The sequence below is a fragment of the Pseudomonas sp. FW300-N2F2 genome (assembly GCF_017351655.1).
Classification (GTDB): Bacteria; Pseudomonadota; Gammaproteobacteria; order Pseudomonadales; family Pseudomonadaceae; genus Aquipseudomonas; species Aquipseudomonas fluorescens_AA.
Genome location: NZ_JACNDQ010000002.1, coordinates 481,555 through 508,032 on the forward strand (window position 1 = coordinate 481,555; position 26,478 = coordinate 508,032).

At 59.1% G+C, this 26,478-nt stretch carries 25 protein-coding genes, 2 tRNA genes and 3 rRNA genes; 16 read left to right on the top strand and 14 right to left on the bottom strand.

Annotation, left to right across the window (positions count from 1 at the left end):
- Positions 1-105 precede the first annotated feature (105 nt).
- On the bottom strand, positions 106-564 hold the full coding sequence (locus J4E63_RS16955) for a VOC family protein (protein WP_207282724.1): 459 nt from the start codon (positions 562-564) through the stop codon (positions 106-108).
- 102 nt (positions 565-666) lie between these two features.
- Positions 667-1,119 (bottom strand): redox-sensitive transcriptional activator SoxR, encoded by a 453-nt coding sequence (gene soxR / locus J4E63_RS16960; RefSeq protein ID WP_207282725.1) that lies wholly within the window; start codon positions 1,117-1,119, stop codon positions 667-669.
- Positions 1,120-1,215: 96 nt separating this feature from the next.
- On the opposite strand from soxR, the gene J4E63_RS16965 reads away from it, so the two are divergent.
- The 5 genes from J4E63_RS16965 to J4E63_RS16985 all read left to right on the top strand — a co-directional run bounded on the left by J4E63_RS16965 (position 1,216) and on the right by J4E63_RS16985 (position 5,862).
- A complete protein-coding gene (locus J4E63_RS16965) occupies positions 1,216-1,581 on the top strand; it encodes an antibiotic biosynthesis monooxygenase (RefSeq protein WP_207282726.1) in 366 nt (121 codons plus the stop codon).
- A gap of 116 nt (positions 1,582-1,697) precedes the next feature.
- Positions 1,698-1,964: a hypothetical protein gene (locus J4E63_RS16970; RefSeq protein WP_207282727.1), complete on the top strand. Its 267-nt coding sequence runs from the start codon at positions 1,698-1,700 to the stop codon at positions 1,962-1,964.
- 103 nt (positions 1,965-2,067) lie between these two features.
- A complete protein-coding gene (locus tag J4E63_RS16975; RefSeq protein ID WP_103310697.1) occupies positions 2,068-2,682 on the top strand; it encodes a LysE family translocator in 615 nt (204 codons plus the stop codon).
- A 159-nt stretch (positions 2,683-2,841) separates the two neighbouring features.
- Positions 2,842-4,008 (top strand): cysteine desulfurase family protein, encoded by a 1,167-nt coding sequence (locus J4E63_RS16980; RefSeq protein ID WP_207282728.1) that lies wholly within the window; start codon positions 2,842-2,844, stop codon positions 4,006-4,008.
- 45 nt (positions 4,009-4,053) lie between these two features.
- Positions 4,054-5,862 carry an aminopeptidase P family protein gene (locus tag J4E63_RS16985; protein WP_207282729.1) on the top strand — a complete coding sequence of 603 codons (1,809 nt, stop codon included), beginning with the start codon at positions 4,054-4,056 and terminating at the stop codon, positions 5,860-5,862.
- Between the two features lie 9 nt (positions 5,863-5,871).
- On the opposite strand, the gene J4E63_RS16990 is transcribed toward J4E63_RS16985, so the two are convergent.
- Together J4E63_RS16990 and J4E63_RS16995 are read right to left on the bottom strand one after the other, a co-directional pair.
- Positions 5,872-6,462, bottom strand: a complete 591-nt coding sequence (locus tag J4E63_RS16990) for a 2-hydroxychromene-2-carboxylate isomerase (protein ID WP_207282730.1) — start codon at positions 6,460-6,462, stop codon at positions 5,872-5,874.
- Positions 6,463-6,496: 34 nt separating this feature from the next.
- Positions 6,497-7,225 carry an SDR family oxidoreductase gene (locus J4E63_RS16995; protein ID WP_060741370.1) on the bottom strand — a complete coding sequence of 243 codons (729 nt, stop codon included), beginning with the start codon at positions 7,223-7,225 and terminating at the stop codon, positions 6,497-6,499.
- Between the two features lie 89 nt (positions 7,226-7,314).
- On the opposite strand from J4E63_RS16995, the gene J4E63_RS17000 reads away from it, so the two are divergent.
- The gene (locus J4E63_RS17000; RefSeq protein ID WP_207282731.1) at positions 7,315-7,884 is read left to right on the top strand and encodes a TetR/AcrR family transcriptional regulator; all 570 of its coding nucleotides are present in this window, start codon (positions 7,315-7,317) and stop codon (positions 7,882-7,884) included.
- Positions 7,885-7,890: 6 nt separating this feature from the next.
- Here the strand turns inward: J4E63_RS17000 and J4E63_RS17005 are convergent, their stop codons facing one another.
- A complete protein-coding gene (locus tag J4E63_RS17005) occupies positions 7,891-8,172 on the bottom strand; it encodes a hypothetical protein (RefSeq protein WP_060741372.1) in 282 nt (93 codons plus the stop codon).
- 168 nt (positions 8,173-8,340) lie between these two features.
- Positions 8,341-9,231, bottom strand: coding sequence for a threonine/homoserine exporter RhtA (gene rhtA / locus J4E63_RS17010; RefSeq protein WP_207282732.1), 891 nt, complete (start codon positions 9,229-9,231; stop codon positions 8,341-8,343).
- A 681-nt stretch (positions 9,232-9,912) separates the two neighbouring features.
- On the opposite strand from rhtA, the gene J4E63_RS17015 reads away from it, so the two are divergent.
- From J4E63_RS17015 to rrf, 5 genes are all read left to right on the top strand, one after another.
- Positions 9,913-11,449: ribosomal RNA gene (locus J4E63_RS17015) — 16S ribosomal RNA — on the top strand.
- A gap of 81 nt (positions 11,450-11,530) precedes the next feature.
- Positions 11,531-11,607 (top strand) — tRNA-Ile (locus J4E63_RS17020).
- 30 nt (positions 11,608-11,637) lie between these two features.
- Positions 11,638-11,713, top strand: a tRNA-Ala gene (locus J4E63_RS17025).
- Positions 11,714-11,958: 245 nt separating this feature from the next.
- Positions 11,959-14,850, top strand: a 23S ribosomal RNA gene (locus tag J4E63_RS17030).
- Positions 14,851-15,020: 170 nt separating this feature from the next.
- Positions 15,021-15,136 (top strand): 5S ribosomal RNA (gene rrf / locus J4E63_RS17035).
- The 16S, 23S and 5S rRNA genes sit together here with 2 tRNA genes alongside, the layout of an rRNA operon.
- 120 nt (positions 15,137-15,256) lie before the next feature.
- Here the strand turns inward: rrf and J4E63_RS17040 are convergent.
- Positions 15,257-15,658: a lysozyme inhibitor LprI family protein gene (locus tag J4E63_RS17040; protein ID WP_060741374.1), complete on the bottom strand. Its 402-nt coding sequence runs from the start codon at positions 15,656-15,658 to the stop codon at positions 15,257-15,259.
- Between the two features lie 154 nt (positions 15,659-15,812).
- Between J4E63_RS17040 and J4E63_RS17045 the strand changes: the two genes are divergently transcribed.
- On the top strand, positions 15,813-16,271 hold the full coding sequence (locus J4E63_RS17045) for an SRPBCC family protein (protein ID WP_060741375.1): 459 nt from the start codon (positions 15,813-15,815) through the stop codon (positions 16,269-16,271).
- 464 nt (positions 16,272-16,735) lie between these two features.
- Here J4E63_RS17045 and J4E63_RS17050 read toward each other — a convergent pair whose 3' ends face one another.
- Positions 16,736-17,104, bottom strand: a complete 369-nt coding sequence (locus J4E63_RS17050) for a hypothetical protein (RefSeq protein WP_207282733.1) — start codon at positions 17,102-17,104, stop codon at positions 16,736-16,738.
- Between the two features lie 176 nt (positions 17,105-17,280).
- Positions 17,281-18,228 carry an AraC family transcriptional regulator gene (locus J4E63_RS17055; RefSeq protein ID WP_207282734.1) on the bottom strand — a complete coding sequence of 316 codons (948 nt, stop codon included), beginning with the start codon at positions 18,226-18,228 and terminating at the stop codon, positions 17,281-17,283.
- Between the two features lie 203 nt (positions 18,229-18,431).
- On the opposite strand from J4E63_RS17055, the gene J4E63_RS17060 reads away from it, so the two are divergent.
- Positions 18,432-19,169 (top strand): SDR family oxidoreductase, encoded by a 738-nt coding sequence (locus J4E63_RS17060; protein ID WP_060741378.1) that lies wholly within the window; start codon positions 18,432-18,434, stop codon positions 19,167-19,169.
- Positions 19,170-19,195: 26 nt separating this feature from the next.
- Positions 19,196-19,453 (top strand): Atu4866 domain-containing protein, encoded by a 258-nt coding sequence (locus J4E63_RS17065; protein ID WP_207282735.1) that lies wholly within the window; start codon positions 19,196-19,198, stop codon positions 19,451-19,453.
- A 72-nt stretch (positions 19,454-19,525) separates the two neighbouring features.
- Here the strand turns inward: J4E63_RS17065 and inhA are convergent, their stop codons facing one another.
- Positions 19,526-20,212, bottom strand: coding sequence for an isonitrile hydratase (inhA, locus tag J4E63_RS17070; RefSeq protein WP_060741380.1), 687 nt, complete (start codon positions 20,210-20,212; stop codon positions 19,526-19,528).
- A gap of 99 nt (positions 20,213-20,311) precedes the next feature.
- Between inhA and J4E63_RS17075 the strand changes: the two genes are divergently transcribed.
- Positions 20,312-21,304 carry a GlxA family transcriptional regulator gene (locus J4E63_RS17075; RefSeq protein ID WP_207282736.1) on the top strand — a complete coding sequence of 331 codons (993 nt, stop codon included), beginning with the start codon at positions 20,312-20,314 and terminating at the stop codon, positions 21,302-21,304.
- On the opposite strand, the gene J4E63_RS17080 is transcribed toward J4E63_RS17075, so the two are convergent.
- Together J4E63_RS17080 and J4E63_RS17085 are read right to left on the bottom strand one after the other, a co-directional pair.
- Positions 21,273-22,175 (bottom strand): alpha/beta fold hydrolase, encoded by a 903-nt coding sequence (locus J4E63_RS17080; protein WP_207282737.1) that lies wholly within the window; start codon positions 22,173-22,175, stop codon positions 21,273-21,275. The two genes, J4E63_RS17075 and J4E63_RS17080, sit on opposite strands and share 32 nt — an antisense overlap.
- Positions 22,176-22,203: 28 nt before the next feature.
- Positions 22,204-22,581, bottom strand: coding sequence for a hypothetical protein (locus tag J4E63_RS17085; protein WP_060741383.1), 378 nt, complete (start codon positions 22,579-22,581; stop codon positions 22,204-22,206).
- A 594-nt stretch (positions 22,582-23,175) separates the two neighbouring features.
- Between J4E63_RS17085 and J4E63_RS17090 the strand changes: the two genes are divergently transcribed.
- The gene (locus tag J4E63_RS17090) at positions 23,176-23,532 is read left to right on the top strand and encodes a DUF6124 family protein (RefSeq protein WP_207282738.1); all 357 of its coding nucleotides are present in this window, start codon (positions 23,176-23,178) and stop codon (positions 23,530-23,532) included.
- Positions 23,533-23,653: 121 nt separating this feature from the next.
- Here the strand turns inward: J4E63_RS17090 and J4E63_RS17095 are convergent, their stop codons facing one another.
- Both J4E63_RS17095 and J4E63_RS17100 read right to left on the bottom strand, forming a co-directional pair.
- On the bottom strand, positions 23,654-25,477 hold the full coding sequence (locus J4E63_RS17095) for a glycoside hydrolase family 15 protein (protein WP_207282739.1): 1,824 nt from the start codon (positions 25,475-25,477) through the stop codon (positions 23,654-23,656).
- Entirely contained in the window at positions 25,470-26,270 is an 801-nt protein-coding gene (locus tag J4E63_RS17100; RefSeq protein WP_207282740.1) for an SDR family oxidoreductase, read from the bottom strand. Before J4E63_RS17100 ends, J4E63_RS17095 begins: the two co-directional genes overlap by 8 nt.
- Positions 26,271-26,478: the final 208 nt, after the last annotated feature.

The following is a 26,478-nucleotide window of genomic DNA, read 5'->3' on the forward strand; positions in this document are numbered from 1 at the left end:
AAGACGAACGAGCGAGCAAAATCCCGAAAGGGAAGATGAAAGAAAATGTTTCGCGTTTAGTTTCAGTGTGTGGCTAGGGAGCGGGGCCCCTAGCCACAGGCATGGTCAGCCCTGTTGAAACATCTCCCTGGCCCGTTGCTCGATCTGCTCCTGGCTCAGATCTTCCTTGTGCGTCGCGAGGAACCACAGATGCCCATAGGGATCCTTCAGGGTGCCGCTGCGATCTCCGTAGAACTGGTCCTTGACCTCGGAAATCACCGTGCCGCCGGCGGCAATGGCCTGGGCAAATGCGCTGTCCACGTCCTCGACATATAAATGCAGGCCGACCGATGGCGATTGGTCCGGATTGCTCAAGGGGCCTTGATCGCAAGGCGTGCCAAGCATGATCGGATAACCGTTGATCCGCAGCTCGGCATGCCCGATGCCCCCGTCGGGCATGGCCAGGCGCATGACCTCGGTGGCATTGAAGGCCTTTTTGTAGAAGTCGATGGCTTCGGCAGCTTTTTGAATGCCCAGGTAGGGCGTGATGTTATGGAAACCTTCGGGAATGGCATTGACGCCCATGACGTTTCTCCTTTTGTAGGGAGGCGAAGAGAGTCTTCGTCGATTTGCGCTCCTCCACTATAGGCCAGCGACCCCGGCTGGACTCGGGGGCCGACGAACGCTTCAAGGCTGTTCCAGCAGATGAGCCCCCGGCCCGTGTTGGCCCAGTACGTCGCCCTGGTTGCGCAGCGGACAAGCTTCCATCGACAGGCATCCGCAGCCGATGCAACCGTTGAGTCGATCACGCAGCGCCACCAATTGGTTGATGCGTTCGTCCAGGTCCCGGCTCCACTGCGCCGACAAGGTCTGCCAGTCGGCGGCCGTCGGGGCGCGGTTGTCCGGCAGGTTGTTCAACGCCTCGCCGATTTCCGCCAACGGAATGCCCAGGCGCTGGGCGACCTTGATCAGTGCCACGCGACGCAATACCGTCCGTGGATAGCGCCGTTGGTTACCTGGGTTGCGCGTGCTTTTGATCAGCCCCTTGGACTCGTAGAAGTGCAGGGCCGTGACCGCCACGCCGCTGCGGGCGGCCACTTGGCCGACGGTGAGTTCCTTGTGGATATCGATCTGCGCCATCGTTTCAATTCACTGCTTGACCTCAAGTTAACTAGAGGTTTTACCCTGCACGCCTTCGGATCGCAAGATTCGCCTGACCTGCATAGGGGACCTTTCATGCAATCGCCAAGGAACAATCGCAGTTTCACCCAACTGATGGAATTCGACATCGAACCTCAATGGCAACAGGCGCTGGTAACCGCCTTGTCGGAACAGATCGAGCGCCTGGCCCGGGACCACCAAGGGTTCCTGAGTGCCAGTATCCAGGCCAGCGACGATGGTCGACGCGTGCTCAACTATTTGCAGTGGCAGACCCGCGAGGCAGGCGAGGCGGCACTTCGAAGTGTCGAAAAGGGCGAACAGGGTTTCTGGTGGCTGATCCAGGCTCACCGCGCCAAAGCCGTCACGTTCGCCTCGTTCCAGGTGTTGCGCAACATCGAGCGCAGCCTGGATAACGCACTGCATTGCCAGTTGGTCGATTAAGCGCAACGGCTGATCCAGGCAGGCAATACCCACTATCGAGAGGGTTGATTTCTGCCGCGCAGGACCGGCGGGTAGCCTTTGTTCATCGCCCAACTCCAGAACACCGGACACCCGCCATGAACCGTACCTTTGCCGTTTTGTTGCTCTTGACCGCCACCCTCCTGGGCGGCTGCGCCAGCTCTTCCCCGGAACTGCGCCCCTACACCGCCGACGAGACCCGCGAGCTGGCCCTTGAAGCCTTGAATCGCCGTGGCTTTTCGTTCGAGGAATACCACGCGAAAAAAGCCGAACTGCTTGGCTCGTCGCAGAAAAACGTGGGGTTCGACGATCAGGGCCAGATGAGTGCCGAGCAGGTCGTGCAACAGCCTGGCCGGTCTGGCTGAGGGACTGTACCGCTCAAAGTTTTGCCCAACTGTCCGTGGGTTTGGGTCTGGACGTGGGGTAGGGTCATGACTTGACTGACCGCCCCTGATGGACTGACCTGACATGACCCTTTCGCTTGACCTGCTGCTGGGCTTCGCCCTGTTTGCCCTGGTGACTTCGATCACGCCAGGTCCTAACAACACCATGTTGTTGGCCTCAGGTGTGAATTTCGGTTTCAACCGCACCATTCCGCACATGCTGGGTATTACCTGCGGCTTCTTTTCCCTGGTGCTGGCGGTGGGCCTTGGCCTGGGCGCGGTGTTCCAGACGTATCCACTGCTCTATACCGCGTTGCGCTACATCGGCGCGGCGTACCTGTTGTACCTGGCGTGGAAAATAGCCCACTCCGGCCCGGTTTCGGACAGCCAGCCGGGGAACAATACGCCGATCAGCTATTGGGGCGCAGCGGCGTTCCAGTGGGTCAATCCCAAGGCCTGGATCATGGCCATCGGCGCCATCAGTACCTACACGCCCCTCCAGGGCTATTTCTTCAATGTGCTGGTGATTGCGGCGGTGTTTGCCTTGATCAATCTGCCAAGCGTGAGCCTGTGGGTGGTGTGCGGCAGCCTGTTGCGCAACCTGTTGCGTGATCGTCGCTGGCTGCGCATGTTCAACTGGGGCATGGCGCTGTTGTTGGTCGCGTCGATGTATCCCTTGTTGCTGGAAAGCATCAGTTGAGGGCTGAGCTTCGAGGCGATGCCTGCTAAGCTCGCTGTTCAGGAGCGTTCCTACGCACTTTTAAATGAAGTCCGACTTCTTTAAGGTCTTTGATCAGGTATTGCTTGTCTCGAACCCAACGAGGGCGCCTGATCCCGGAGCAGGCTCTGCGAGTTTCCTATGAATAAACGTCCGTTGTATTTCGATTACGCCGCCACCACGCCGGTGGATGAGCGGGTCATCCGGGTCATGGTCGAGTGTCTGGGTTTTGACGGCAACTTCGGCAACCCGGCGTCCAGTTCCCATGCCTTCGGCCAGGAGGCCCGGCGCTCGGTGGAAAGTGCCCGCCAGCAGGTGGCGCAATTGGTGGGGGCCCAGCCCGAACAGATCGTCTGGACTTCCGGCGCCACCGAATCCAACAACCTGGCCCTCAAGGGTGTGGCCCAGGCACGCAGTGGTTCCGCCGGCCATGTCATCACCAGCCTGATCGAGCACAAGGCGATTCTCGATACAGCGCGCCAGCTCGAGGAAAGTGGCGTCGCGGTTACCTGGCTGGCACCGGACGCCGAGGGCCTGATCAGCCCGCAAGCGGTTCGCGAGGCGTTGCGCGAAGACACGTTCCTGGTCTCGCTGATGCTGGTGAACAACGAGCTGGGCACCGTCAACGACGTCATCGCCATTGGCGAGATCGTTCGCGAGCACGGTGCGTTGTTCCATGTGGACGCGGCCCAGGGCGCAGGCAAGGTGCAGATCGACCTGTCTCGCTGGCCGGTGGACCTGATGTCTTTTTCCGCGCATAAAATCTACGGCCCCAAGGGCATCGGTGCGCTCTACGTCGGCGACCGTGCCCGGCCACGGCTAGCGGCGCAGATCCATGGCGGTGGACATGAGGGCGGTTTGCGCTCCGGAACCCTGGCGACCCACCAGATTGCGGCCATGGGCGCCGCATTCGAACTGGCAGCCGCGGCATTCGACGAAGAACTCGCTAAAATCGCCCGGTTGCGCAATCGTTTGCTCGAGCCGCTGCTGGCGTTGCCTGGTGTGCGTATTAACGGCAGTGCGAGCCGCCGGATTCCCCACACGTTGAGCCTGACGTTCAACGAAGGTGAGTTCAACCCGGCGACATTGGGTGCATCGATTGCATTTTCCGCGACCTCGGCTTGCAATTCGGCGCACAACACCCCGTCCCACGTGCTGCTGGCCCTGGGGCACGACGCCCGTGCGGCCGGGCGGACCATCCGCTTGAGCCTGGGGCGCTTTACCACCGAGCAGGATATCGACGAGGCGGTGCGGCTGATCAAGGCGGCGTGCGCGACTGCGCCGGCGTTCTGGGCCACGACCCCATAAGCCGAATTCGGCATCGAACAACAATATCAATGAGCAGGAGAAACAATGAGCACCGAGCCTTTGCCCCATGGACTGGTTCCCCAGCGCCTGGCCCGAATCCGCCAACTGATGAGTCGAGAGGGTATTCACGCGCTGCTGGTGCCATCGGCCGACCCGCACCTGTCTGAATACCTGCCGGGCTATTGGCAGGGGCGGCAATGGTTGTCGGGGTTCCATGGTTCGGTGGGGACCTTGATCGTGACCGGCAGTTTCGCCGGCGTCTGGGCCGACAGCCGTTATTGGGAGCAGGCCACCAAGGAGCTGGAGGGCAGTGGTATCGAGCTGGTCAAGCTGATTCCAGGCCAGCCCGGCCCTCTGGACTGGCTGGCCGAACAAACGCCTGAAGGCGCAGTGGTTGCGGTCGACGGTGCGGTCATGGCCGTGGCATCGGCCCGTACCCTGGGTGGCAAGCTTGCCGAACGCGGCGCGCGGTTGCGCACCGACATCGACCTGCTCAAGGACGTCTGGACCGATCGCCCAGGCTTGCCGGATCAACCGGTCTACGCCCATTTGCCGCCCCAGGCGACCGTCAGCCGGGTCGAAAAACTCGCCAAGCTGCGCGAATCCTTCCAGGAGCGTGGTGCCGACTGGCATTTCATCGCCACGCTGGATGACATCGCCTGGTTGTTCAACCTGCGCGGAGCAGATGTGTCGTTCAACCCCGTGTTCGTTTCCTTTGCCTTGATCAGCCAGCAGCAAGCAACGCTGTTCGTGGCCCTGGACAAGGTTGACGCAGCGCTGCGTGCGGTTCTGGAGCAGGACGGCGTGACCCTGCGCGATTACAGCGAAGCCGCCGCCGCGTTGCGCGAAGTGCCGGATGGCGCGAATCTGCAGGTCGACCCAGCGCGGGTGACGGTTGGCTTGCTGGATAACCTCGGCAGTGGCGTGAAGCTGATCGAAGGTCTCAATCCAACGACGCTGGCCAAGTCCCGTAAAAGCCTGGCCGACGCCGAGCACATCCGTCGGGCCATGGAGCAGGACGGCGCGGCGCTCTGTGAATTCTTCGCCTGGCTGGAAGGGGCCTGGGGGCGCGAGCGTATCACCGAGTTGACCATCGACGAGCACCTGACTGCCGCCCGCACACGTCGGCCGGATTTCGTCTCCTTAAGCTTCAATACCATCGCCGCCTTTAACGCCAACGGCGCGATGCCCCATTACCACGCCACGCAAGAGGCCTATGCCGTCATCGAAGGTGATGGCCTGTTGCTGATCGATTCCGGGGGCCAGTACCTGGGGGGCACCACTGACATCACCCGCATGGTGCCGGTCGGAACGCCCACCGCCGAGCAGAAACGTGACTGCACCCGTGTGCTCAAGGGCGTGATTGCCCTGTCCCGGGCCAAATTTCCGCGGGGCATTCTTTCGCCCTTGCTGGATGCCATCGCCCGTGCGCCGATCTGGGCGGAGCAAGTCGATTACGGCCACGGTACCGGCCATGGTGTCGGCTATTTCCTCAATGTCCACGAAGGCCCGCAGGTGATTGCCTATCAAGCCGCTGCCGCGCCGCAAACGGCGATGCAGGCTGGCATGATCACCTCGATCGAGCCGGGCACTTATCGTCCCGGCCGCTGGGGTGTGCGCATCGAGAACCTGGTGTTGAACCGCGAAGCCGGAAGCAGCGAGTTCGGCGAGTTCCTTGAGTTCGAAACCCTCACGCTGTGCCCGATCGACACCCGTTGCCTGGAGCCTTCGCTGCTGACCCAGGACGAAAAAGACTGGTTCAACGCCTACCACGCCGAGGTTCAGCGTCGATTGAGCCCGTTGCTGGACGGTGCCGCACTGCAGTGGCTCAACACCCGGACGATAGCGATTTGAGGTAGAGGATCAGGCGAGGGCTTCACGGACGAAGTCCAGCCGATCCTGGCCGAAGAACAACTCGTTGCCGACAAACATGCTCGGGGCACCGAACACGCCGCGTCCGATGGCGTCTTCGGTGGCGCTCTTGAGTGCTTGCTTGACCTGCTCGTCGTTCGTCAGGGCCAGCACATGGTCTGCGTCGAAACCGCCTTCGTTCAGGACCGCTGCGACAGTCGCGGGGTCATTGAGGTTGCGGGCCTCCACCCAAAAGGCGCGGAACAGACAATCGACGAAGGCCTCGAAGCGTTCGGGATGACGCAGTTGCATGGCGGTCACCGCGCGCATCAGCAGCAATGTGTTGACGGGGAAGTATGGATTGAACTGGAAGGCGACGCCGTAGCGCTTGGCGAAGCGATTCAGATCCTTGAACAGGTAAGGGTTCTTGGCTGGCACTGTCGCCGGTGATGCGTTGCCGGTTGCCTTGAAGACGCCGCCCAATAATATCGGACGATAGATCAACTGGCTGTTTGTCTGCGCGCACAGCGCCGGTAATTGGGTGTAGGCCAGGTACGTGGTCGGGCTGCCGAGATCGAAGTAAAACTCCACTGATTTGCTCATGGTACCTGCTCTCTTGTCGTTGTGAGGGGAGGGCTTACCAGCGTTCATTCCAGGGGCGCAGGTCCAGCTCGAAGGTCCAGGCGTCGCGAGGTTGGCTGTGCAGATACCAGTAGTTGTCGGCGATGTGTTCAGGATTCAGGATGCCGTCCTGATCCTTGGTGGCATATTTTTCCGGGAAATGATCGCGGATGAAGTCGGTGTCGATGGCGCCATCCACCACCACATGGGCCACATGAATATTCAGCGGCCCCAGCTCCCGGGCCATGCTTTGGGCCAGTGCGCGGATGCCATGTTTGGCGCCTGCGAATGCAGCGAACCCTGAAGCGCCGCGCAACCCCGCCGTCGCCCCGGTAAACAGGATGGTTCCGCGTTGGCGCTTGACCATGCGCTTGGCCACTTCCCGTGCATTGAGAAAACCTGAGAAACAGGCCATCTCCCAAATCTTGAAGTACTTGCGTGCGGTTTCTTCGAGGATGCTGCAGGGAACGTTGGCGCCGATGTTGAACACAAAGGCTTCGATCGGGCCGATCTGGTTCTCGATTTGCTCGATGAGTGCGATCACATCGTCCTCTTTGCGTGCATCACAGGCAAACCCGTGGGCCTCGCCGCCTTGGGCGCGGATTCCATCCACAAGCGGCTGGAGTTTGTCAGCGCTGCGACGGGTAACACAGGCCACGAAACCTTCCTGCGCAAAGCGTTTGGCAATCGCTCCACCGGTGGCATCGCCCGCGCCAACAACCAGTACGACCTTCTTGTTATTCATGGTCAGCCTCATGGGTAAACGATCGTTAACTAAACGGACGTTATGCTAAGATCCGGCAAGCGTCAAGGCGAGCAATCAGGGGCACGACCATGCGTTATTCAGCCAATCACAAAATGGAAACCCGCGAGAAACTGCTCGCCAGCAGTGCCGTGTCCGCCAAGAAATCCGGTTTCTCTACGGTCGGTGTCGACGGCCTGATGAAAGCGATAGGGTTGAGCGGCGGTGCGTTCTATAGCCACTTCTCGTCCAAGGATGAGCTTTTCAGAGCCATTGTTGAGCGAGAGTTGGCTCAAAGCCTGGATCGCTTGAGCGGCGATGGCGCCATGGACTCGATGAAACTGGAGCGCTGCCTCAAGCAGTACTTGAGCATGAGCCATGTCGAGCAGCCCGAGGCAGGGTGTGCGTTACCGGTACTGGGCGCAGAGATCGCACGATCGGATCTCCAGGTGAGGGAGGCGGCGCAAACGTGGATCTGTCGTCTGCACGAAAGCTGGGCGCGGATACTGGGAAGCGACAGCCTGGCCTGGGCTATCCTGTCTCAATGTGTGGGGGCGTTGGTTGTCGCGCGGATGCTGGTCACGCCGCAGGTCCAGCGTGACGTCCTCAAGTCCAGCTATGAGGACATCAGTCGTCGAATCGCCGAACTGGGGCTTGGCTAAGCTGATCTATTTGCAGATGACGATCATGCTGCGACTGGTATAGCCGGCGGGATTGAGCCCGAAGGGATAATCCCCTGGTTCTTCGACGGCGTCGCCGGACTTGGCAATGACCTTGTAACTCTTGGGAGCACATGAATTGGCGGCACTGGCAGCGCACTGGTCCCAGGATGAGGACAGGCCGGAGCAATTGATGTGCAGACCCTTTTTGCCGCGTTTGACTTCACTTTTCGATGTTGCCGCACAGCCCGCTATTGCAAGTACGGCGATCAGTATCAAAATTCGTTTCATTCCCGTCCTTATGACCGCCGCGGATCTTATGTCTGCGTGCGATCGTGTGCGCTCTTGCTTGAAGCGTTCATGACGTCCTGTATGAAAAAATCCATGTCTGGCATTAGGTTACTGGCCTAAACATGGCCTAAATGCGCGGCAAATGCCAGACCTTCGTTAAATCCTGATTCAATCTACCGCGACAGCAGGCTTTGCGGTGCTAGCCATGGTCAGCGTTGCGCCCACCGACGCGAGGATGATGCAGGTAATGGCCATCCACTGGGCCAGGGACAGGTACTCCTGGAGAAAGACGAGCCCCGACAAGGCCGCGATTGCCGGTTCGACGCTCATCAAGGTGCCGAAGGTGCGGGCAGGCATCCGAGTCAGGGCGATCATTTCCAGCGTGTAGGGCAGGGCTGTGGACAGGATGGCGACGCCGAGGGCGATTGGAATCAGGTTCGGTGTGAGCAGTGCGGCGCCGGCGTGGACAATGCCGATAGGCGCGACGAACAGGGCCGCGATCATGACGCCCAGTGCGGCAGTCTGCACGCCATTGTCCGCTCCGGCTTTCTGACCGAACAGAATGTACAACGCCCAGCAGAAACCGGCGCCCAGCGCGTAGCCGGCTCCAACCAGATCGATACCGGCACTGGTCGCGCCGGTCGGTATGAGCAGCAGCAGGCCAACCACTGCCAAGGCAATCCAGAGAAAGTCGATTGCCCGGCGCGAGGCGTAAATGGCGACTGCCAGAGGCCCGGTGAATTCCAACGCTACGGCAATGCCCAGTGGAACGGTGCGAACTGACATATAGAAGAGGAAGTTCATGCCGCCCAGTGCCATACCGTAAACAATCACTGTGCGCAGGGATTGGCCGGTGAGCTTGGCACGCCAAGGGCGGAGCATTAACAGCATGATGAGGCTGGCAAAAATGAGTCGCAGCGTCGTAGTGCCTTGTGCACCCACTACCGGGAACATGCTTTTGGCTAGGGAGGCTCCTGCTTGAATGGAAGCCATGGCTATCAATAGCAAGGCAACCGGGTACAGGGTGGAGGCCAGGCTGCGATGTGGGGGGAGCGTCATTACGAAGTGTCGTCCAGAATAAAGGCGGGGGAGGCTGCGTTGAGCAGTATATTGCGCATATACAGCGATTCCGTCTATATACCGGGCATATTTAAGTGTCATGTCGGGCTGTAGATAGAAAAATCAAATTAAGGGTTGACGGCAGATTCTGGACGTCTATAATTCGCCCCACTTCCGGCGCAGTCGAAACGGAAAACTCCTTGAAATTCAATGAGTTAAGTAGGTTTCGAAGGTGCGGGGCTTCAGTTCATCGAAGCCAGGAAGGAGCAGGTAGAGCGGTGTTGTTTGACTCTATATGCGGTTCGATCTTCTCGGTCGAAAGCGGTGAAAAAGAGGTGTTGACAGCAGCGAGTAACGCTGTAGAATTCGCCTCCCGCTAACGAGAGATCGGAAGCGCAAGTGGTTGAAGTTGTTGATGTTTCGGAAGCGAAACTTTGAAAACTTCTGAAAATAACCGCTTGACAGATGCACGGGGCGCTGTAGAATGCGCGCCTCGGTTGAGACGAAAGACTCAGCCAACCGCTCTTTAACAACTGAATCAAGCAATTCGTGTGGGTGCTTGTGGAGTCAGACTGCTAGTCAACAGATTATCAGCATCACAAGTTACTCCGCGAGAAATCAAAGATGTAACCAACGATTGCTGAGCCAAGTTTAGGGTTTTCTCAAAACCCAAAGATGTTTGAACTGAAGAGTTTGATCATGGCTCAGATTGAACGCTGGCGGCAGGCCTAACACATGCAAGTCGAGCGGTAGAGAGGTGCTTGCACCTCTTGAGAGCGGCGGACGGGTGAGTAATGCCTAGGAATCTGCCTGGTAGTGGGGGATAACGCTCGGAAACGGACGCTAATACCGCATACGTCCTACGGGAGAAAGCAGGGGACCTTCGGGCCTTGCGCTATCAGATGAGCCTAGGTCGGATTAGCTAGTTGGTGAGGTAATGGCTCACCAAGGCGACGATCCGTAACTGGTCTGAGAGGATGATCAGTCACACTGGAACTGAGACACGGTCCAGACTCCTACGGGAGGCAGCAGTGGGGAATATTGGACAATGGGCGAAAGCCTGATCCAGCCATGCCGCGTGTGTGAAGAAGGTCTTCGGATTGTAAAGCACTTTAAGTTGGGAGGAAGGGCATTAACCTAATACGTTAGTGTTTTGACGTTACCGACAGAATAAGCACCGGCTAACTCTGTGCCAGCAGCCGCGGTAATACAGAGGGTGCAAGCGTTAATCGGAATTACTGGGCGTAAAGCGCGCGTAGGTGGTTCGTTAAGTTGGATGTGAAATCCCCGGGCTCAACCTGGGAACTGCATTCAAAACTGTCGAGCTAGAGTATGGTAGAGGGTGGTGGAATTTCCTGTGTAGCGGTGAAATGCGTAGATATAGGAAGGAACACCAGTGGCGAAGGCGACCACCTGGACTGATACTGACACTGAGGTGCGAAAGCGTGGGGAGCAAACAGGATTAGATACCCTGGTAGTCCACGCCGTAAACGATGTCAACTAGCCGTTGGGAGCCTTGAGCTCTTAGTGGCGCAGCTAACGCATTAAGTTGACCGCCTGGGGAGTACGGCCGCAAGGTTAAAACTCAAATGAATTGACGGGGGCCCGCACAAGCGGTGGAGCATGTGGTTTAATTCGAAGCAACGCGAAGAACCTTACCAGGCCTTGACATCCAATGAACTTTCCAGAGATGGATTGGTGCCTTCGGGAACATTGAGACAGGTGCTGCATGGCTGTCGTCAGCTCGTGTCGTGAGATGTTGGGTTAAGTCCCGTAACGAGCGCAACCCTTGTCCTTAGTTACCAGCACGTTATGGTGGGCACTCTAAGGAGACTGCCGGTGACAAACCGGAGGAAGGTGGGGATGACGTCAAGTCATCATGGCCCTTACGGCCTGGGCTACACACGTGCTACAATGGTCGGTACAGAGGGTTGCCAAGCCGCGAGGTGGAGCTAATCCCACAAAACCGATCGTAGTCCGGATCGCAGTCTGCAACTCGACTGCGTGAAGTCGGAATCGCTAGTAATCGCGAATCAGAATGTCGCGGTGAATACGTTCCCGGGCCTTGTACACACCGCCCGTCACACCATGGGAGTGGGTTGCACCAGAAGTAGCTAGTCTAACCTTCGGGGGGACGGTTACCACGGTGTGATTCATGACTGGGGTGAAGTCGTAACAAGGTAGCCGTAGGGGAACCTGCGGCTGGATCACCTCCTTAATCGACGACCGCAGCTGCTTCATGAGCTCCCACACGAATTGCTTGATTCATTGAAGAAGACGAAAGAAGCAGCCCGAAATTGGGTCTGTAGCTCAGTTGGTTAGAGCGCACCCCTGATAAGGGTGAGGTCGGCAGTTCGAATCTGCCCAGACCCACCAATTTTGTGTGGGAAACGCCTGTAGAAATACGGGGCCATAGCTCAGCTGGGAGAGCGCCTGCCTTGCACGCAGGAGGTCAGCGGTTCGATCCCGCTTGGCTCCACCACTACTGCTTCGATTGTATAAAGCTTAGAAATGAGCATTCCATCGGTTCGATGGTGAATGTTGATTTCTAGTCTTTGACTAGTTCGTTCTTTAAAAATTTGGGTATGTGATAGAAAGATAGACTGGACGTTACTTTCACTGGTAACGGATCAGGCTAAGGTAAAATTTGTGAGTTGCTCGTAGAGCAAGATCGAATTTTCGGCGAATGTCGTCTTCACAGTATAACCAGATTGCTTGGGGTTATATGGTCAAGTGAAGAAGCGCATACGGTGGATGCCTTGGCAGTCAGAGGCGATGAAAGACGTGGTAGCCTGCGAAAAGCTTCGGGGAGTCGGCAAACAGACTGTGATCCGGAGATGTCTGAATGGGGGAACCCAGCCATCATAAGATGGTTATCTTGTACTGAATACATAGGTGCAAGAAGCGAACCAGGGGAACTGAAACATCTAAGTACCCTGAGGAAAAGAAATCAACCGAGATTCCCTTAGTAGTGGCGAGCGAACGGGGACTAGCCCTTAAGCTTCTTTGATTTTAGCGGAACGCTCTGGAAAGTGCGGCCATAGTGGGTGATAGCCCTGTACGCGAAAGGATCTTAGAAGTGAAATCGAGTAGGACGGAGCACGAGAAACTTTGTCTGAATATGGGGGGACCATCCTCCAAGGCTAAATACTACTGACTGACCGATAGTGAACTAGTACCGTGAGGGAAAGGCGAAAAGAACCCCGGAGAGGGGAGTGAAATAGATCCTGAAACCGTATGCGTACAAGCAGTGGGAGCCCACTTTGTTGGGTGACTGCGTACCTTTTGTATAATGGGTCAGCGACTTATTTTCAGTGGCGAGCTTAACCGAATAGGGGAGGCGTAGCGAAAGCGAGTCTTAATAGGGCGTCTAGTCGCTGGGAATAGACCCGAAACCGGGCGATCTATCCATGGGCAGGTTGAAGGTTAGGTAACACTGACTGGAGGACCGAACCGACTACCGTTGAAAAGTTAGCGGATGACCTGTGGATCGGAGTGAAAGGCTAATCAAGCTCGGAGATAGCTGGTTCTCCTCGAAAGCTATTTAGGTAGCGCCTCATGTATCACTGTAGGGGGTAGAGCACTGTTTCGGCTAGGGGGTCATCCCGACTTACCAAACCGATGCAAACTCCGAATACCTACAAGTGCCGAGCATGGGAGACACACGGCGGGTGCTAACGTCCGTCGTGAAAAGGGAAACAACCCAGACCGTCAGCTAAGGTCCCAAAGTTATGGTTAAGTGGGAAACGATGTGGGAAGGCTTAGACAGCTAGGAGGTTGGCTTAGAAGCAGCCACCCTTTAAAGAAAGCGTAATAGCTCACTAGTCGAGTCGGCCTGCGCGGAAGATGTAACGGGGCTCAAACCATACACCGAAGCTACGGGTATCACGCAAGTGATGCGGTAGAGGAGCGTTCTGTAAGCCTGTGAAGGTGAGTTGAGAAGCTTGCTGGAGGTATCAGAAGTGCGAATGCTGACATGAGTAACGACAATGGGTGTGAAAAACACCCACGCCGAAAGACCAAGGTTTCCTGCGCAACGTTAATCGACGCAGGGTTAGTCGGTCCCTAAGGCGAGGCTGAAAAGCGTAGTCGATGGAAAACAGGTTAATATTCCTGTACTTCTGGTTATTGCGATGGAGGGACGGAGAAGGCTAGGCCAGCTTGGCGTTGGTTGTCCAAGTTTAAGGTGGTAGGCTGAGATCTTAGGTAAATCCGGGATCTTAAGGCCGAGAGCTGATGACGAGTTACCCTTTGGGTGACGAAGTGGTTGATGCCATGCTTCCAAGAAAAGCTTCTAAGCTTCAGGTAACCAGGAACCGTACCCCAAACCGACACAGGTGGTTGGGTAGAGAATACCAAGGCGCTTGAGAGAACTCGGGTGAAGGAACTAGGCAAAATGGCACCGTAACTTCGGGAGAAGGTGCGCCGGTGAGGGTGAAGCACTTGCTGCGTAAGCCCACGCCGGTCGAAGATACCAGGCCGCTGCGACTGTTTATTAAAAACACAGCACTCTGCAAACACGAAAGTGGACGTATAGGGTGTGACGCCTGCCCGGTGCCGGAAGGTTAATTGATGGGGTTAGCTAACGCGAAGCTCTTGATCGAAGCCCCGGTAAACGGCGGCCGTAACTATAACGGTCCTAAGGTAGCGAAATTCCTTGTCGGGTAAGTTCCGACCTGCACGAATGGCGTAACGATGGCGGCGCTGTCTCCACCCGAGACTCAGTGAAATTGAAATCGCTGTGAAGATGCAGTGTATCCGCGGCTAGACGGAAAGACCCCGTGAACCTTTACTATAGCTTTGCACTGGACTTTGAATTTGCTTGTGTAGGATAGGTGGGAGGCTTTGAAGCGTGGACGCCAGTTCGCGTGGAGCCATCCTTGAAATACCACCCTGGCAACTTTGAGGTTCTAACTCAGGTCCGTTATCCGGATCGAGGACAGTGTATGGTGGGTAGTTTGACTGGGGCGGTCTCCTCCTAAAGAGTAACGGAGGAGTACGAAGGTGCGCTCAGACCGGTCGGAAATCGGTCGTAGAGTATAAAGGCAAAAGCGCGCTTGACTGCGAGACAGACACGTCGAGCAGGTACGAAAGTAGGTCTTAGTGATCCGGTGGTTCTGTATGGAAGGGCCATCGCTCAACGGATAAAAGGTACTCCGGGGATAACAGGCTGATACCGCCCAAGAGTTCATATCGACGGCGGTGTTTGGCACCTCGATGTCGGCTCATCACATCCTGGGGCTGAAGCCGGTCCCAAGGGTATGGCTGTTCGCCATTTAAAGTGGTACGCGAGCTGGGTTTAGAACGTCGTGAGACAGTTCGGTCCCTATCTGCCGTGGACGTTTGAGATTTGAGAGGGGCTGCTCCTAGTACGAGAGGACCGGAGTGGACGAACCTCTGGTGTTCCGGTTGTCACGCCAGTGGCATTGCCGGGTAGCTATGTTCGGAAAAGATAACCGCTGAAAGCATCTAAGCGGGAAACTTGCCTCAAGATGAGATCTCACTGGGACCTTGAGTCCCCTGAAGGGCCGTCGAAGACTACGACGTTGATAGGCAGGGTGTGTAAGCGCTGTGAGGCGTTGAGCTAACCTGTACTAATTGCCCGTGAGGCTTGACCATATAACACCCAAGCAATTTGTAGACTCCAAGCCGCAAGGCGAACGAGACCAGATTGCGGTGTGTGAAGACGAAACGAACCGAAAGTTCGAGACGCTCGAGTGCAACACACAAACTATCGCATACCCATTCGCTGGAACGTGACCGCAAGGCACGCGCTGGCTACCGAATTTCTTGACGACCATAGAGCATTGGAACCACCTGATCCCATCCCGAACTCAGAAGTGAAACGATGCATCGCCGATGGTAGTGTGGGGTTTCCCCATGTGAGAGTAGGTCATCGTCAAGATTAAATTCCGAAACCCCTATCTGCTGACGCAGGTAGGGGTTTTGTTTTTTCCGCAATAAATAGTGTTGGCCGAAAAAAAAGGATGACCTGTAGAGGTCATCCTTTTTTGCATCCTGGCTGTCAAGCCTCGGGTACGGGGCAGCTCAAATCCCCTTCCTTGCACTTGAGATAGGTCTTGAACGCCTCGACCCGAGCCTTGGTCTGGGCGGTGATGCAATTGTCATAGATCAGCGGATAGACACTGCCGCCCTCAACCCCAGAGGCGGAGAATTCACATTCGGCATCACGGAAGCCTATCCAGGCACGCTGAGCCTTGACCAGCATTTTCTTGGCTTCGGGATTGTCCTTCAGGCGTGCGGTGATCTGCTTGTACAAACTGTTCAGTTCATTGTCGGCGGCCTTGTTTTCTTTGGCTGCGCATTGGTTCATTTCGCCTTGAGTAGTGGCGTCAGCGCAGTCGTCGGCCTGGGCAATGGCGACAAAAAGCAGTGGCGTCAGGGCCAGAAGCAAACGTAGGGACATGTTGGATCTCTCCTTGAGGGGGTGAAAGCGCCGAGGGAGTTTACATCGCGCCGTGCTGTTTTAAAGTTGGCGAGCGCTAAACGACGGTCTGATACAACTTTCCGGTTGGCCTTGTGGTCTTACAAGCCTACTGTTGAAACACAGGAGGTGACTCATGCATTCATCCGACCGCATTGAAAGAAAGATCCTGCTCAAGGCCCCGCGCTCCCAAGTCTGGCGTGCACTGGCCAATGCCGAAGCCTTCGGCCAATGGTTCGGTGTCGCCCTTGAGGGGAAACGGTTTGTGGCAGGCGAGCGTACCCAAGGGCAAATTACTTATCCAGGTTACGAACACCTTATCTGGGACGTAGCGGTGGAGCGGGTGGAGCCCGAGCGGGTCTTCTCGTTTCGCTGGCATCCTTACGCTGTCGAGCCGCAGGTAGATTATTCCCAGGAGTCCGAAACCCGAGTGCAATTCGAACTTGAAGACATGGATGGCGGTACTTTGCTCAAAGTCGTGGAGTCGGGTTTCAACAACATTCCCGAGGCACGCCGACTCAAGGCTTTTCGCATGGACAGCCGTGGCTGGGACGAGCAGATGGCCAATATTGAAGCGTTCCTGCACAGGCCTTGAGTTGGCCGGCTGGCAGAGCTAAGGGTTTTCGGAGGGGCAGGTATAGCGAATGTCTTACACGAGATGGTAGCTATGTCGTCTATTTCATTTTGGATCCGAGGCGTAATCTGGACTTATCCACTGAAGCACAGGAAGTGCTCAGGATCAGGGACGATCGACCATGCAAGGATTAGCTATCGACAGGGAGTCGTAATGGTCTTGGAAAAACCCGCTTCGGCGGGTTTTTTTTCGCCCGCTGAAAAGCCAGGAAAAAGTCCTATAGCGAAACGCTTACACGCCGTTGCTGCTTTCTCGTCTTTCTCCAAGTCACCGGTGGGCCTAATCTATGTTCATCCACTGAGTACAGGGAGTGCTTGGGGTCATGGATGATTGGACCAGGCATGGAATGCCGGACAGGGAGTCAAATTGGTCCTCAAAAAACCCGCCTAGGCGGGTTTTTTTTCGTCTGTGGAAAAGTGGCCTGATCATGCCAGGCGCCGGGTCATGGTGCGGTCGGCAGCCAAGGTCTGGCCCCCTGGCGTCCGATCGGCACCATCGGCTGCGAGCGTCTGCCCTCCAGGCGTCCGCTCGGCACCATCAGCAGCCAAGGTCTGGCCCCCAGGGGTGCGGTCAGCACCATCGGCTGCGAGCGTCTGCCCTCCGGGGGTACGCTCGGCACCATCGGCCGCGAGTGTTTGCCCTCCAGGCGTCCGATCCGTGCCATCAGCGGCCACCGGCTGCTGGTATTCGCCAGCCCAGGTAAAGAAACGGTCTTGCTGCTGGCTCGGCAGGGCAAACGCACTGGCGCTCAGGGCGAGGGTGGTAACGGCGATCAAGGTGTTGAACGTTTTCATGGTAAAGACTCCGGTCATATCAGGTTGAGTGCCGGGTCGTTCAGATGTCGTGATCTGCTGAACCCGTTGCAGCCGGGACGGTTGTCTTGCTGCATGGGTTCAGATTAGGGGCGAGGCGGGGGCGGGCGTTAGACGGATACTGTCCTGGTTTTGCCTGATCCTGTTTGTGTGCAGGATCAGGCGCTCGTGGCTTGCAGGGCCTGGGCACGCAAACGAGCGATGTCTTTGCTCGGCGAGGCGCCAAATAGACGGCTGTATTCGCGGCTGAACTGCGAAGGGCTTTCATACCCCATCTTGTAGCCGATTGACGAAACGTCGCTGTTCTCCGCCAACAACAACCGTCGGGCTTCCTGCAGGCGCAACTGTTTCTGGTATTGCAGCGGGCTCATGGCGGTCACGGCTTTGAAGCGGTGATGCAGGGCCGAAGGGCTGAGATTGATCATTTGTGCCAGGCTGTCGATGCTCAACGGCTCGGCGTAATGGGTGTTGAGCCACTCGATGGCGCGGCTGATGCGATGGGTCTGGGTGTCGGGAATGGCAATTTCGTGCAATCGCTGGCCTTGGGCGCCACGCAGCAGCCGGTAGAAAATCTCCTGTTGGGCCAACGGCGCGAGGGTGGCGATATCGTCCGGGCTGTCCAGCAGCCGCAGCAAGCGCAACACCGCGTCGAGTAATGGTGCATCGATGCGATCCAGGAACAACCCGCGTCCGGTTCTTTCGGCCGGCACGCCGATGGGGCTGGCGTCGGCGATCAGGCGGCAGATCTGTGCCGGATCGATGTCGAGGCGAATGCACAGGTAGGGGCGCTCGGGACTGGCTTCAATCACCTGGCCGGCCAACGGCAGGGTCACCGAGACGACAAGGTAATTGAGCGGGTCATACACGTAGCATTCGTCCGCCAGGTGCACTTCCTTGCGCCCCTCGACAATCACGCACAAACCAGGTTTGTGCACGGTGTGCAGGGCTTCGGTCGGTTGGTCGCTGCGGATCAGGTGCAAGGCTTCGATGGCCGTGGGGTGGACGCCGAATTCCGGGGCGAAGCGCATCATCAGGCTCGCCAGTTCGGCGCGACGCTGATTGACGCCGTCGTCTGGCGCAATGTGGATGGATGTGGATACCGACATGCCAAGCAACCTCCCTGGCCAAAATGAATAGACCGCGCTAGTAAAACCGATTGCGCGGCTGTCGACCAGAGTCGGATCTATCGCTACAGGATTGTGCAAGTGCGCAGGAGGATCCGGCTAACCCTGGCCTCGGTCGGTTCCCTAATCTGGACCTGTCAAAACGCTCCCACCGGGAGCCAATACAGCCAGACGAGGGAACCATCATGTCCGATATTCAAAACAAAGTTGTGGTCATCACCGGCGCCAGCAGCGGGATTGGTGAAGCCGCGGCGCGGTTGCTTGCGGCTCGCGGTGCTCGTGTCGTGCTTGGCGCGCGGCGCATCGATCGTTTGCAAACACTGGTGCAGGAACTCGAAACCGCCGGCCAGCAGGCGGTCTGCAAGGCCGTGGACGTGACCCGTCGTGAGGATGTCCAGGACTTCGTCGACTTTGCTGTCGAGCGATTCGGTCGGGTCGACGTGATCATCAACAATGCCGGGGTCATGCCGCTCTCCAAGCTCGAGGCGCTGAAAGTCGAGGAATGGGATCGCATGATCGACGTCAACATCCGCGGCGTGCTCCACGGTATCGCCGCCGGCCTGCCGTTGATGCAGCGTCAACGCAGCGGCCAGTTCATCAACATCGCCTCCATCGGTGCCTACGCCGTCAGCCCGACGGCCGCCGTGTACTGCGCCACCAAGTACGCCGTGCGCGCGATTTCCGAAGGCTTGCGCCAGGAAGTCGGGGGCGATGTGCGGGTGACGGTGATTTCCCCCGGTGTGACCGAATCGGAACTGGCCGATAGCATTTCCGATGAAGGTGGACGTGCCGAAATGCGTGAGTTCCGCAGGATCGCCATTCCGGCCGAAGCCATCGCCCGGGCAATCGCCTACGCCATCGAACAACCAGCGGACGTAGACGTCAGCGAATTGATCGTGCGGCCAACCGCCAGTCCATTCTGACCGACTTGACCGACAGGAGATGTCCCATGAGAAAGGCATTTGGAGACCAGGATAAATTCGTCGGCCTATGGGTGACGGCTGATGGCGTGATTCGCCATCGGTTGCTGTCGGGCGGACGCTATGACGAAGCGCGAGGTGTACGTGAGAGCGCATATCAGGGCGACTACTGGCTACAGGATGACCATATCGAATACCACGACGACACCGGTTTCACCGCCGATGGGGATTTTCGCGAAGGCGTGCTCTACCACGCGGGGATGGTGTTGTATCGCCAGGAGGGATGATGAACCGATGACCTTTGCGGTGAGGGGACAACTCCCCCTCACCACGGATTTCATTTCCATCGGGACTGATCGTTACGCCTGTTCCAACCGCGCCGCAGCACGCTGGGTGATTTGCGAGCGCACCCGGAACGACTCGGCCGCACGCCGGTTCGCTTCTTCCAGCACGCGCGTCGGCGCGGTGTCCGGGCTGCCGGCGTTGAACGGTGGGGCAGGGGCGTATTCGAGTTGCAGTTGGACCAGCTCGGCGGTGTCCTGGTCGAACAGTTCGGCCGCCAGGGTCAAGGCGAAGTCGATCCCGGCCGTGATGCCGCCACCGGTGAGCAGGTTGCCATCGCGGACCACGCGCTCCTTGACCGGCGTCGCGCCCAGGGTTTGCAGCAGGCTGTGATAGGCCCAGTGGGTGGTGGCGCGCTTGCCTTGCAACAGGCCCGCGGCACCGAGCACCAGCGCACCGGTACACACCGAGGTGATGTATTTCGCGTCGGCGGCTTGCCGCTTGATGAAGGCCAGTGTCTGTTCGTCTTCCATCAGGGGGCCGACGCCGGTCCCGCCAGGGACGCAGATCACGTCGAGCTTCGGGCAGTCCTCGAACGTGGTGGTGGGCAGCAACACCAGCCCGGTGCTGGCGGTGACCGGCGCCAGGTCCTTCCAGACCAAGTGGACCTTCACGTCCGGCAACGAGGCCAGCACGTCATAAGGGCCGGTCAGGTCCAACTGCTGGACTTGGGGAAATAACAGCAAACCGATCTGCAACGTCATGTCGCGTTCTCCTTTGGATGATGCCCGAGGGGTGGACGGTTTTACTTTAGATCCGTAGGCTCTGGCGTATACGCCAATAAGCCCACGAATCACGCCAATATGCCCAACTCTCCGAAAATCGTTCATGTCCTGGCCTTCGCCAACGTGCAAGTGCTGGATGTCACCGGGCCCTTGCAGGTCTTCGCATCGGCCAACGACCTGGCCCGCCAGCAAGGCCTGCCGCTGCCGTACACGCCGACGGTCATCGCCGTGGGCGGCGGGGCGGTGATGTCCTCGGCGGGGTTGGCGCTGATGGCCGAGCCGCTGCCGAGCGAAGGCAGCGACACGCTGTTGATCGCCGGAGGCTGGGGTGTGTACGAAGCGGCGAAGGACCCGGCGCTGGTGGCCTGGGTCAAGGATCACGGCCTGCGTTCGCGCCGGGTGGCGTCGGTGTGCACCGGGGCATTCCTGCTGGCCGCCAGCGGTTGGCTGGACGGACGGCGCGTGGTGACGCACTGGACCCGCTGCGAACAACTGGCCGAGCAACATCCGCAATTACGGGTCGAACCCAACCCGATTTTCATCAACGACGGTCCGGTCTGGACCTCGGCCGGGGTCACGGCCGGCATCGACCTGGCCCTGGCGCTGGTCGAGGAGGACCTGGGCCGTGCGGTGGCCCTGGAGGTCGCCCGGCACCTGGTGGTGTTCCTCAAGCGCCCCGGCGGCCAATCGCAGTTCAGCGTGACCTTGTCGCTACAAAAGCAAGGCAGTCGTTTTGATGACTTGCATGCCTGGATCGCCGAAAACCTCACCCGTGACCTGGGCCTGTCGAGCCTGGCCGCCGAGGTGGGCATGAGCGAACGCAGCTTTGTACGGCACTACCGCGCCGACACCGGCCAGACCCCGGCGCGGGCCGTGGAGTTGATTCGCGTGGAAACCGCTCGCCGCCTGCTGGCCGACACGGCGGTGTCGATCAAGCGGGTGGCAGTGCAGTGTGGCTTCGGCAGCGAAGAAACCCTGCGCCGCAGTTTCCTGCGGGCCATGGGCGTGACGCCCCAGGCCTATCGCGAGCGGTTCGCCGTCAGCCTTCAAGCAGATCCAGCAATGCCTTGAGCGTGGCCTCGGGGGCTTCCTGGGGAATGTTGTGGCCAACACCGGGCAGCACTCGGCGCTCATAGAACCCCGTGAAATGCTCGACGTCTTCATCGTGTTCCGACGCGGGCCCCACGCCGTCATCGGCGCCGCACAGGGAAATGCTCGGCACGCTGATGGCCGGTTGTGCCGCCAGCCGTTCCTCCATCCACTCCAGCGTCGGGTCGCCCGGCGCGTACATGAAGCGATGACGGTAGGAGTGGATCACCACGTCGACGAAGTCCGGGTTATCGAACGACGCAGCGCTGAGGGGGTACAGTTCGGCGCCCCGTGTCCAGGTCGGTGACCACAGGCGCCAGAGCAAGCCACACAATTCACGCCGGTTCCGGGTCAGGCCCTCGACGCCCCGGGCCGTGTGGAAGTAATACTGGTACCACAGGCGATGTTCGGTTTCCGGGTCCAGCGGCTGGGTGGAGCGTGGAATGTCCTGCAGGTTGTAGCCATCGCCGGTCACCAGGCAGCGCACGCGCTCGGGCCACAGGGCCGCGACGATACACGCCGCCCGACCGCCCCAGTCGTAGCCGCACAGCGCCGCTTGGGGGATGGAGAGTACGTGCATCAGGTCCAGCAGGTCCTGGGCCAACGCCGCTTGCTGGCCGGAACGCATGATGGCCGGGTTGTTGAAGCGGGTCGGGCCGTAGCCGCGCAGGTAGGGCACGATGACCCGATAGCCACGCTGGGCCAGGGTCGGCGCGACTTCATCGAACGCCCTGGGGTCGTAAGGAAAACCGTGCAGCAGGATGATGGGTTCGCCGCTGGCGGGGCCGTGTTCTTCGTAGGCGATGCGCAGCAACGGCGTGACGGCGAAGTCGATCCTGGGTTCAAGGTTCATGTCGGCCTCCGGCAGTGTGCGGTTGCGTTCAGGCAGGTTCCTGGTTGACGTATTTGGCCCGATCCGGGGTAAACGTCACGATCATGTTCGTGCTGGAACAGGTCAGGGTGCGCTCCTGGGTCAGGTCGATGTCCAGGTCTTCACCGCGCAGGCCCTGCCATTGGGCGAGGTACTTGAGGCAACCGAATTTTTCGTTTTTCTTCAGGCTGCGACTGACGCCACCTTTCCAACCCAGCACCGGCAATTCACCGGCCAGGCAACGTTGCGCCAATTCGGGAAACTTCATCGCCCGGTCGCGGCCGATTTCCCAGCACTTGATCAGGCCCCGGTCCTGGCCTTCCCAGAGGTTTTCGCGGGTCAGGCCTGTTCGGGGTGGGGTGGTGATGGGGCGTTTGATATGGGTCATGTCAGGTCCTTGAGTCGGGTTTTTATCGGGCAGCTCCGCTGCACCCGTGAGAGCATCGATCTTAGGAGGGGTTTGGGGGGCTGGCAACTTCTAACGGGACGGAGTGATAAATGGGGACCCGGAGACTGCAATGCTCTTGTGGCGAGGGAGCTTGCTCCCGCTGGGTTGCGAAGCGACCCCTCACCAGACGCCGATTCTTTGGAGGCTGGAAGATTTTGCGCCTGTTGCGCAGTCGAGCGGGAGCAAGCTCCCTCGCCACAGGTTATGTGTTCCTACAAAAAATGTGGTGCACCGGGAATTTTCTGACGAGTCGCGTCGGTTGTCGGTTCGGAAGGGGTGGGGATAGGCTTTGCTCGTCGCTGCAAAATCAGCGACCGGGTTTGGTCACCCGTCCAATGTCAGGCGCACACGCGCCAACCTCAGCATGTCGGCGCTTTTTTGCGTGCTTGTCGGTATGCTTTGCGGTGGGCTGTGCGCGGGGCACTTTCGAGTGCGCCGGGTGCCTGACTTCCCGGTTGACCAACCTGCGTATAGCCCACCACCCTCGTTTGGTCACGAGGTGAGTGAGCTCAACTTCAAGTCAGGAGTTTCACAATGGTCAAGATCACCCCCAACCCTCCACGCGCCGAAGACCTTTCTGCCTACACCTCCCTCGATACAAAAAAACTCCGCGAAGCCGCCGACCGGGCGCTGAATATCCACTTGTCTCCCACCCCAGCCAAACCCGATACCCAGGACGGCCAGGTGTTCACCGTGGTCCCCGGGCTAAACACCGAGTCGGTGCTGACCAGCCTCAGCGAAACCCTGGCCTCGGCCGATGCGCTGGTCAGTGACCTGGGGTTCGAGCTGGAAGGTTCCCGGCGACACGTAGCATTGGGGATTCAGCAGTTGATCGAGCTGGCCAGGTTGCTGGCCAACCGTGCGTTGGATGACATGGAGACGACCGGCTAAAGGACACACCGTTCTTGTGGCGAGGGAGCTTGCTCCCGCTGGGTTGCGAAGCGACCCCAGGATTCTTGCGACTGTTGCACAGTCGAGCGGGAGCAAGCTCCCTCGCCACAGACCACTCCGCTCACGGCTGCCAATGATTCTTCTCCCCGCTCAACTTGCGGTCCAGAAAACTCGCCGCGCTGATCAACGCCAGATGGGTCAAGGCCTGGGGCGTGTTGCCCAAGTGGTAACCGTGGCTGTCGAACTCTTCGGCGTATAGCCCCAGCGGGTTGGCGTAGCGCAGCAGTTGTTCGAATTCCAACTGGGCTTTTTCCACGCGGCCGGCGCGGGCCAGGCATTCGACGTACCAGAACGAGCAGGCCGCGAATGAGCCTTCGATGCCGCTGAGGCCGTCAATGGGGCTGTCGTCGTTGCGGTAGCGATAGACCATGCCGTCGCGCACCAGGTGTTTTTCGATGGCATCGAGCGTGGAGAGCCAGCGCGGGTCGCGGGCGCTGACGAAACGCACCAGGGGCATCAACAGCATCGAGCCGTCGAGGGCGGTGCTGCCCAGGCGCTGGATGAAGTGCTGATGTTCGTCGTTCCAGAAGTTGGTCCAGATGTCTTGGTAGATGGCCTGGCGGGTCTCGTCCCAGCGGGCGAACGGGGCGGGCAGGGAGCGTTTTTCGGCCAGGCGGATGGCGCGGTCGACGGCGACCCAGCACATCAGCCGCGAATGCAGGAAGTGCTGCTTGTCGCCGCGCATTTCCCAGATGCCCACGTCTTTGTCCTGCCAGACCTCGCACACCTGGTCGACCACGTCGACGGTGTGTTTCCAGCCTTGATGGGAGATGGCTTCGCCGTATTTGTTGACCAGGTACACCGCGTCCATCAGCTCGCCGAAAATATCCAATTGCACCTGCTGGTAGGCCAGGTTGCCGATGCGCACCGGCTGCGCATTGCCGAACCCGCTCAGGTGCGGCAGCTCGGTTTCCGGCAGCTCCAGCCTGCCGTCCAGGCCGTAGAGGATGTTGAGTTTGGTCGGCTGGTCACAGCAGTCGCTGACCCGCCCGCGCAACCAGCGCATGTAGGCGTTGGCTTCTTCGACGAAGCCCAGGCGCATGAACGCGTAGACCGTGAACGAAGCGTCGCGGATCCAGGTGTAGCGGTAATCCCAGTTGCGCTCGCCGCCGCGGGTTTCCGGCAGGCCGAAGGTGGCGGCGGCGAGGATGGCGCCGTGCTTGCGCGAGGTCAGCAGCTTCAGCGCCAGGGCCGAGCGATTGACCATTTCCCGCCAGCGCCCGCGATAGTTGGATTGGCCGATCCAACCGCGCCAGAACGCCAGGGTCCGCTCCAGGCAGATCGCGCTGACGTCGTCCTGAAGGCGTGGGTCGTCGATGCCGCCCAGCAGAAACTCGGCGCTCTGGCCTTGTGTAAGGGTGAACTCGGCCACCGCTGCGTTCCCGTCCAGCGTCAGGGGCTGGTCGGCGCACAAGCGCAGGCTCGGTTGTCCCGGCGCCTCGAAACAGATGTGGGCACCGTCCTGGCGCGCCGTGGTGGCGGCCCGGGCATAGTCGTGGCGTACCGCGCAGCGCAGGCGAAACGTCGCGCTGCCGATGGTCATGCCCACACGGCGAATCAACACCGGCAGATCGTCCTCGCTGTCGCCGATGGGCAGCAGGTCGGTGATTTCCACCACGGCGCCGTCGCTCAGCCAGCGGGTTTGCAGGACGTTGGTGTCGGGCAGGTAGATTTGTTGGCGACGGGCATCCGGCAGGTCTGGCGCGAGCTGGAAGATGCCTGCCTGCGCAGTGTCCAGCAGCGAGCAGAAGATCGACGGGCTGTCGAATTCCGGCCAGCAGAAAAAATCGACACTGCCGCGATCATTGACCAGCGCGGCGGTGCGCATGTCGCCAATGATGCCGTGGTTCTCGATGGGGCTTTGCGGTTCGTCATGATCAGCCATTGCCACGAAACCCCGGATAAAGGCTCATCCCACCATCGATGAACAGCGTGGTGCCCACCACATAATCGGACAAGTCCGAGGCCAGCCAGACCACCGCGTTGGCGACGTCCTCCACATCGCCGACGCGACCGTAAGGAATCAGCGCCAGCAGCTTTTGCTCCTGCTCGCCCTCGGTGGCTTCGCGATTGATCGCCGTGCGGATGGCACCGGGGGCGATGCTGTTGATGCGGATGCGCTGGTGGCTGGTTTCCTGGGCCAGGCTCTGCATCAGCAGATCGACACCGCCCTTGGACGCGGCGTAATTGACGTGGCCGGCCCAGGGAATGCGCTGGTGCACCGAACTCATGTGGATGATCTTGCCGGCGGCCCGGGACACGCCCTGGCGAATGCCCTGGCGGTTGAAGACCCGCAGGGCGGCGCGGGCGCAGAGGAACTGGCCGGTGAGGTTGGTGCCGATCACGGTGTTCCAGTCTTCCAGGCTCATGTCGACGGCGGCGGCGTCTTTTTGCAGGCCGGAATTGGCCACCAGGATGTCCAGCGTGCCAAAGGCTTCTAGGGTTTGGGCGAACAACTGCTCGACCTCCTGTTCCTTCGACACATCGGCACCCACGGCGATGGCGCGGCCGCCGTTGGCGTTGATTTCACGGGCCAGATCTTGCGCCGGGCCGGCGCTGGAGTGGTAGTTGAGCACCACTGCGGCACCGGCGTCGGCCAACGCCCTGGCCGAGCCTGCGCCAATGCCGGAGCTGGCGCCGGTGACCAGGGCAACCTGTCGGGCGAGGGATATCTGCATGGTCTAGCACCTTGAATGGAGGGCCTTACCTGCTGACTGGTGCGAGGAGGGTGGAGTTCACTTGGGTGAAGCGGTCTTCACACTTCAGCCACATACGGACGCTAAACCTGTGGCGAGGGAGCTTGCTCCCGCTGGACTGCGCAGCAGGCCCTCCAAAGGTAATCTCAATCCACCTGAATGATCGAGGTGTCAGGTTTTGGGGCTGCTT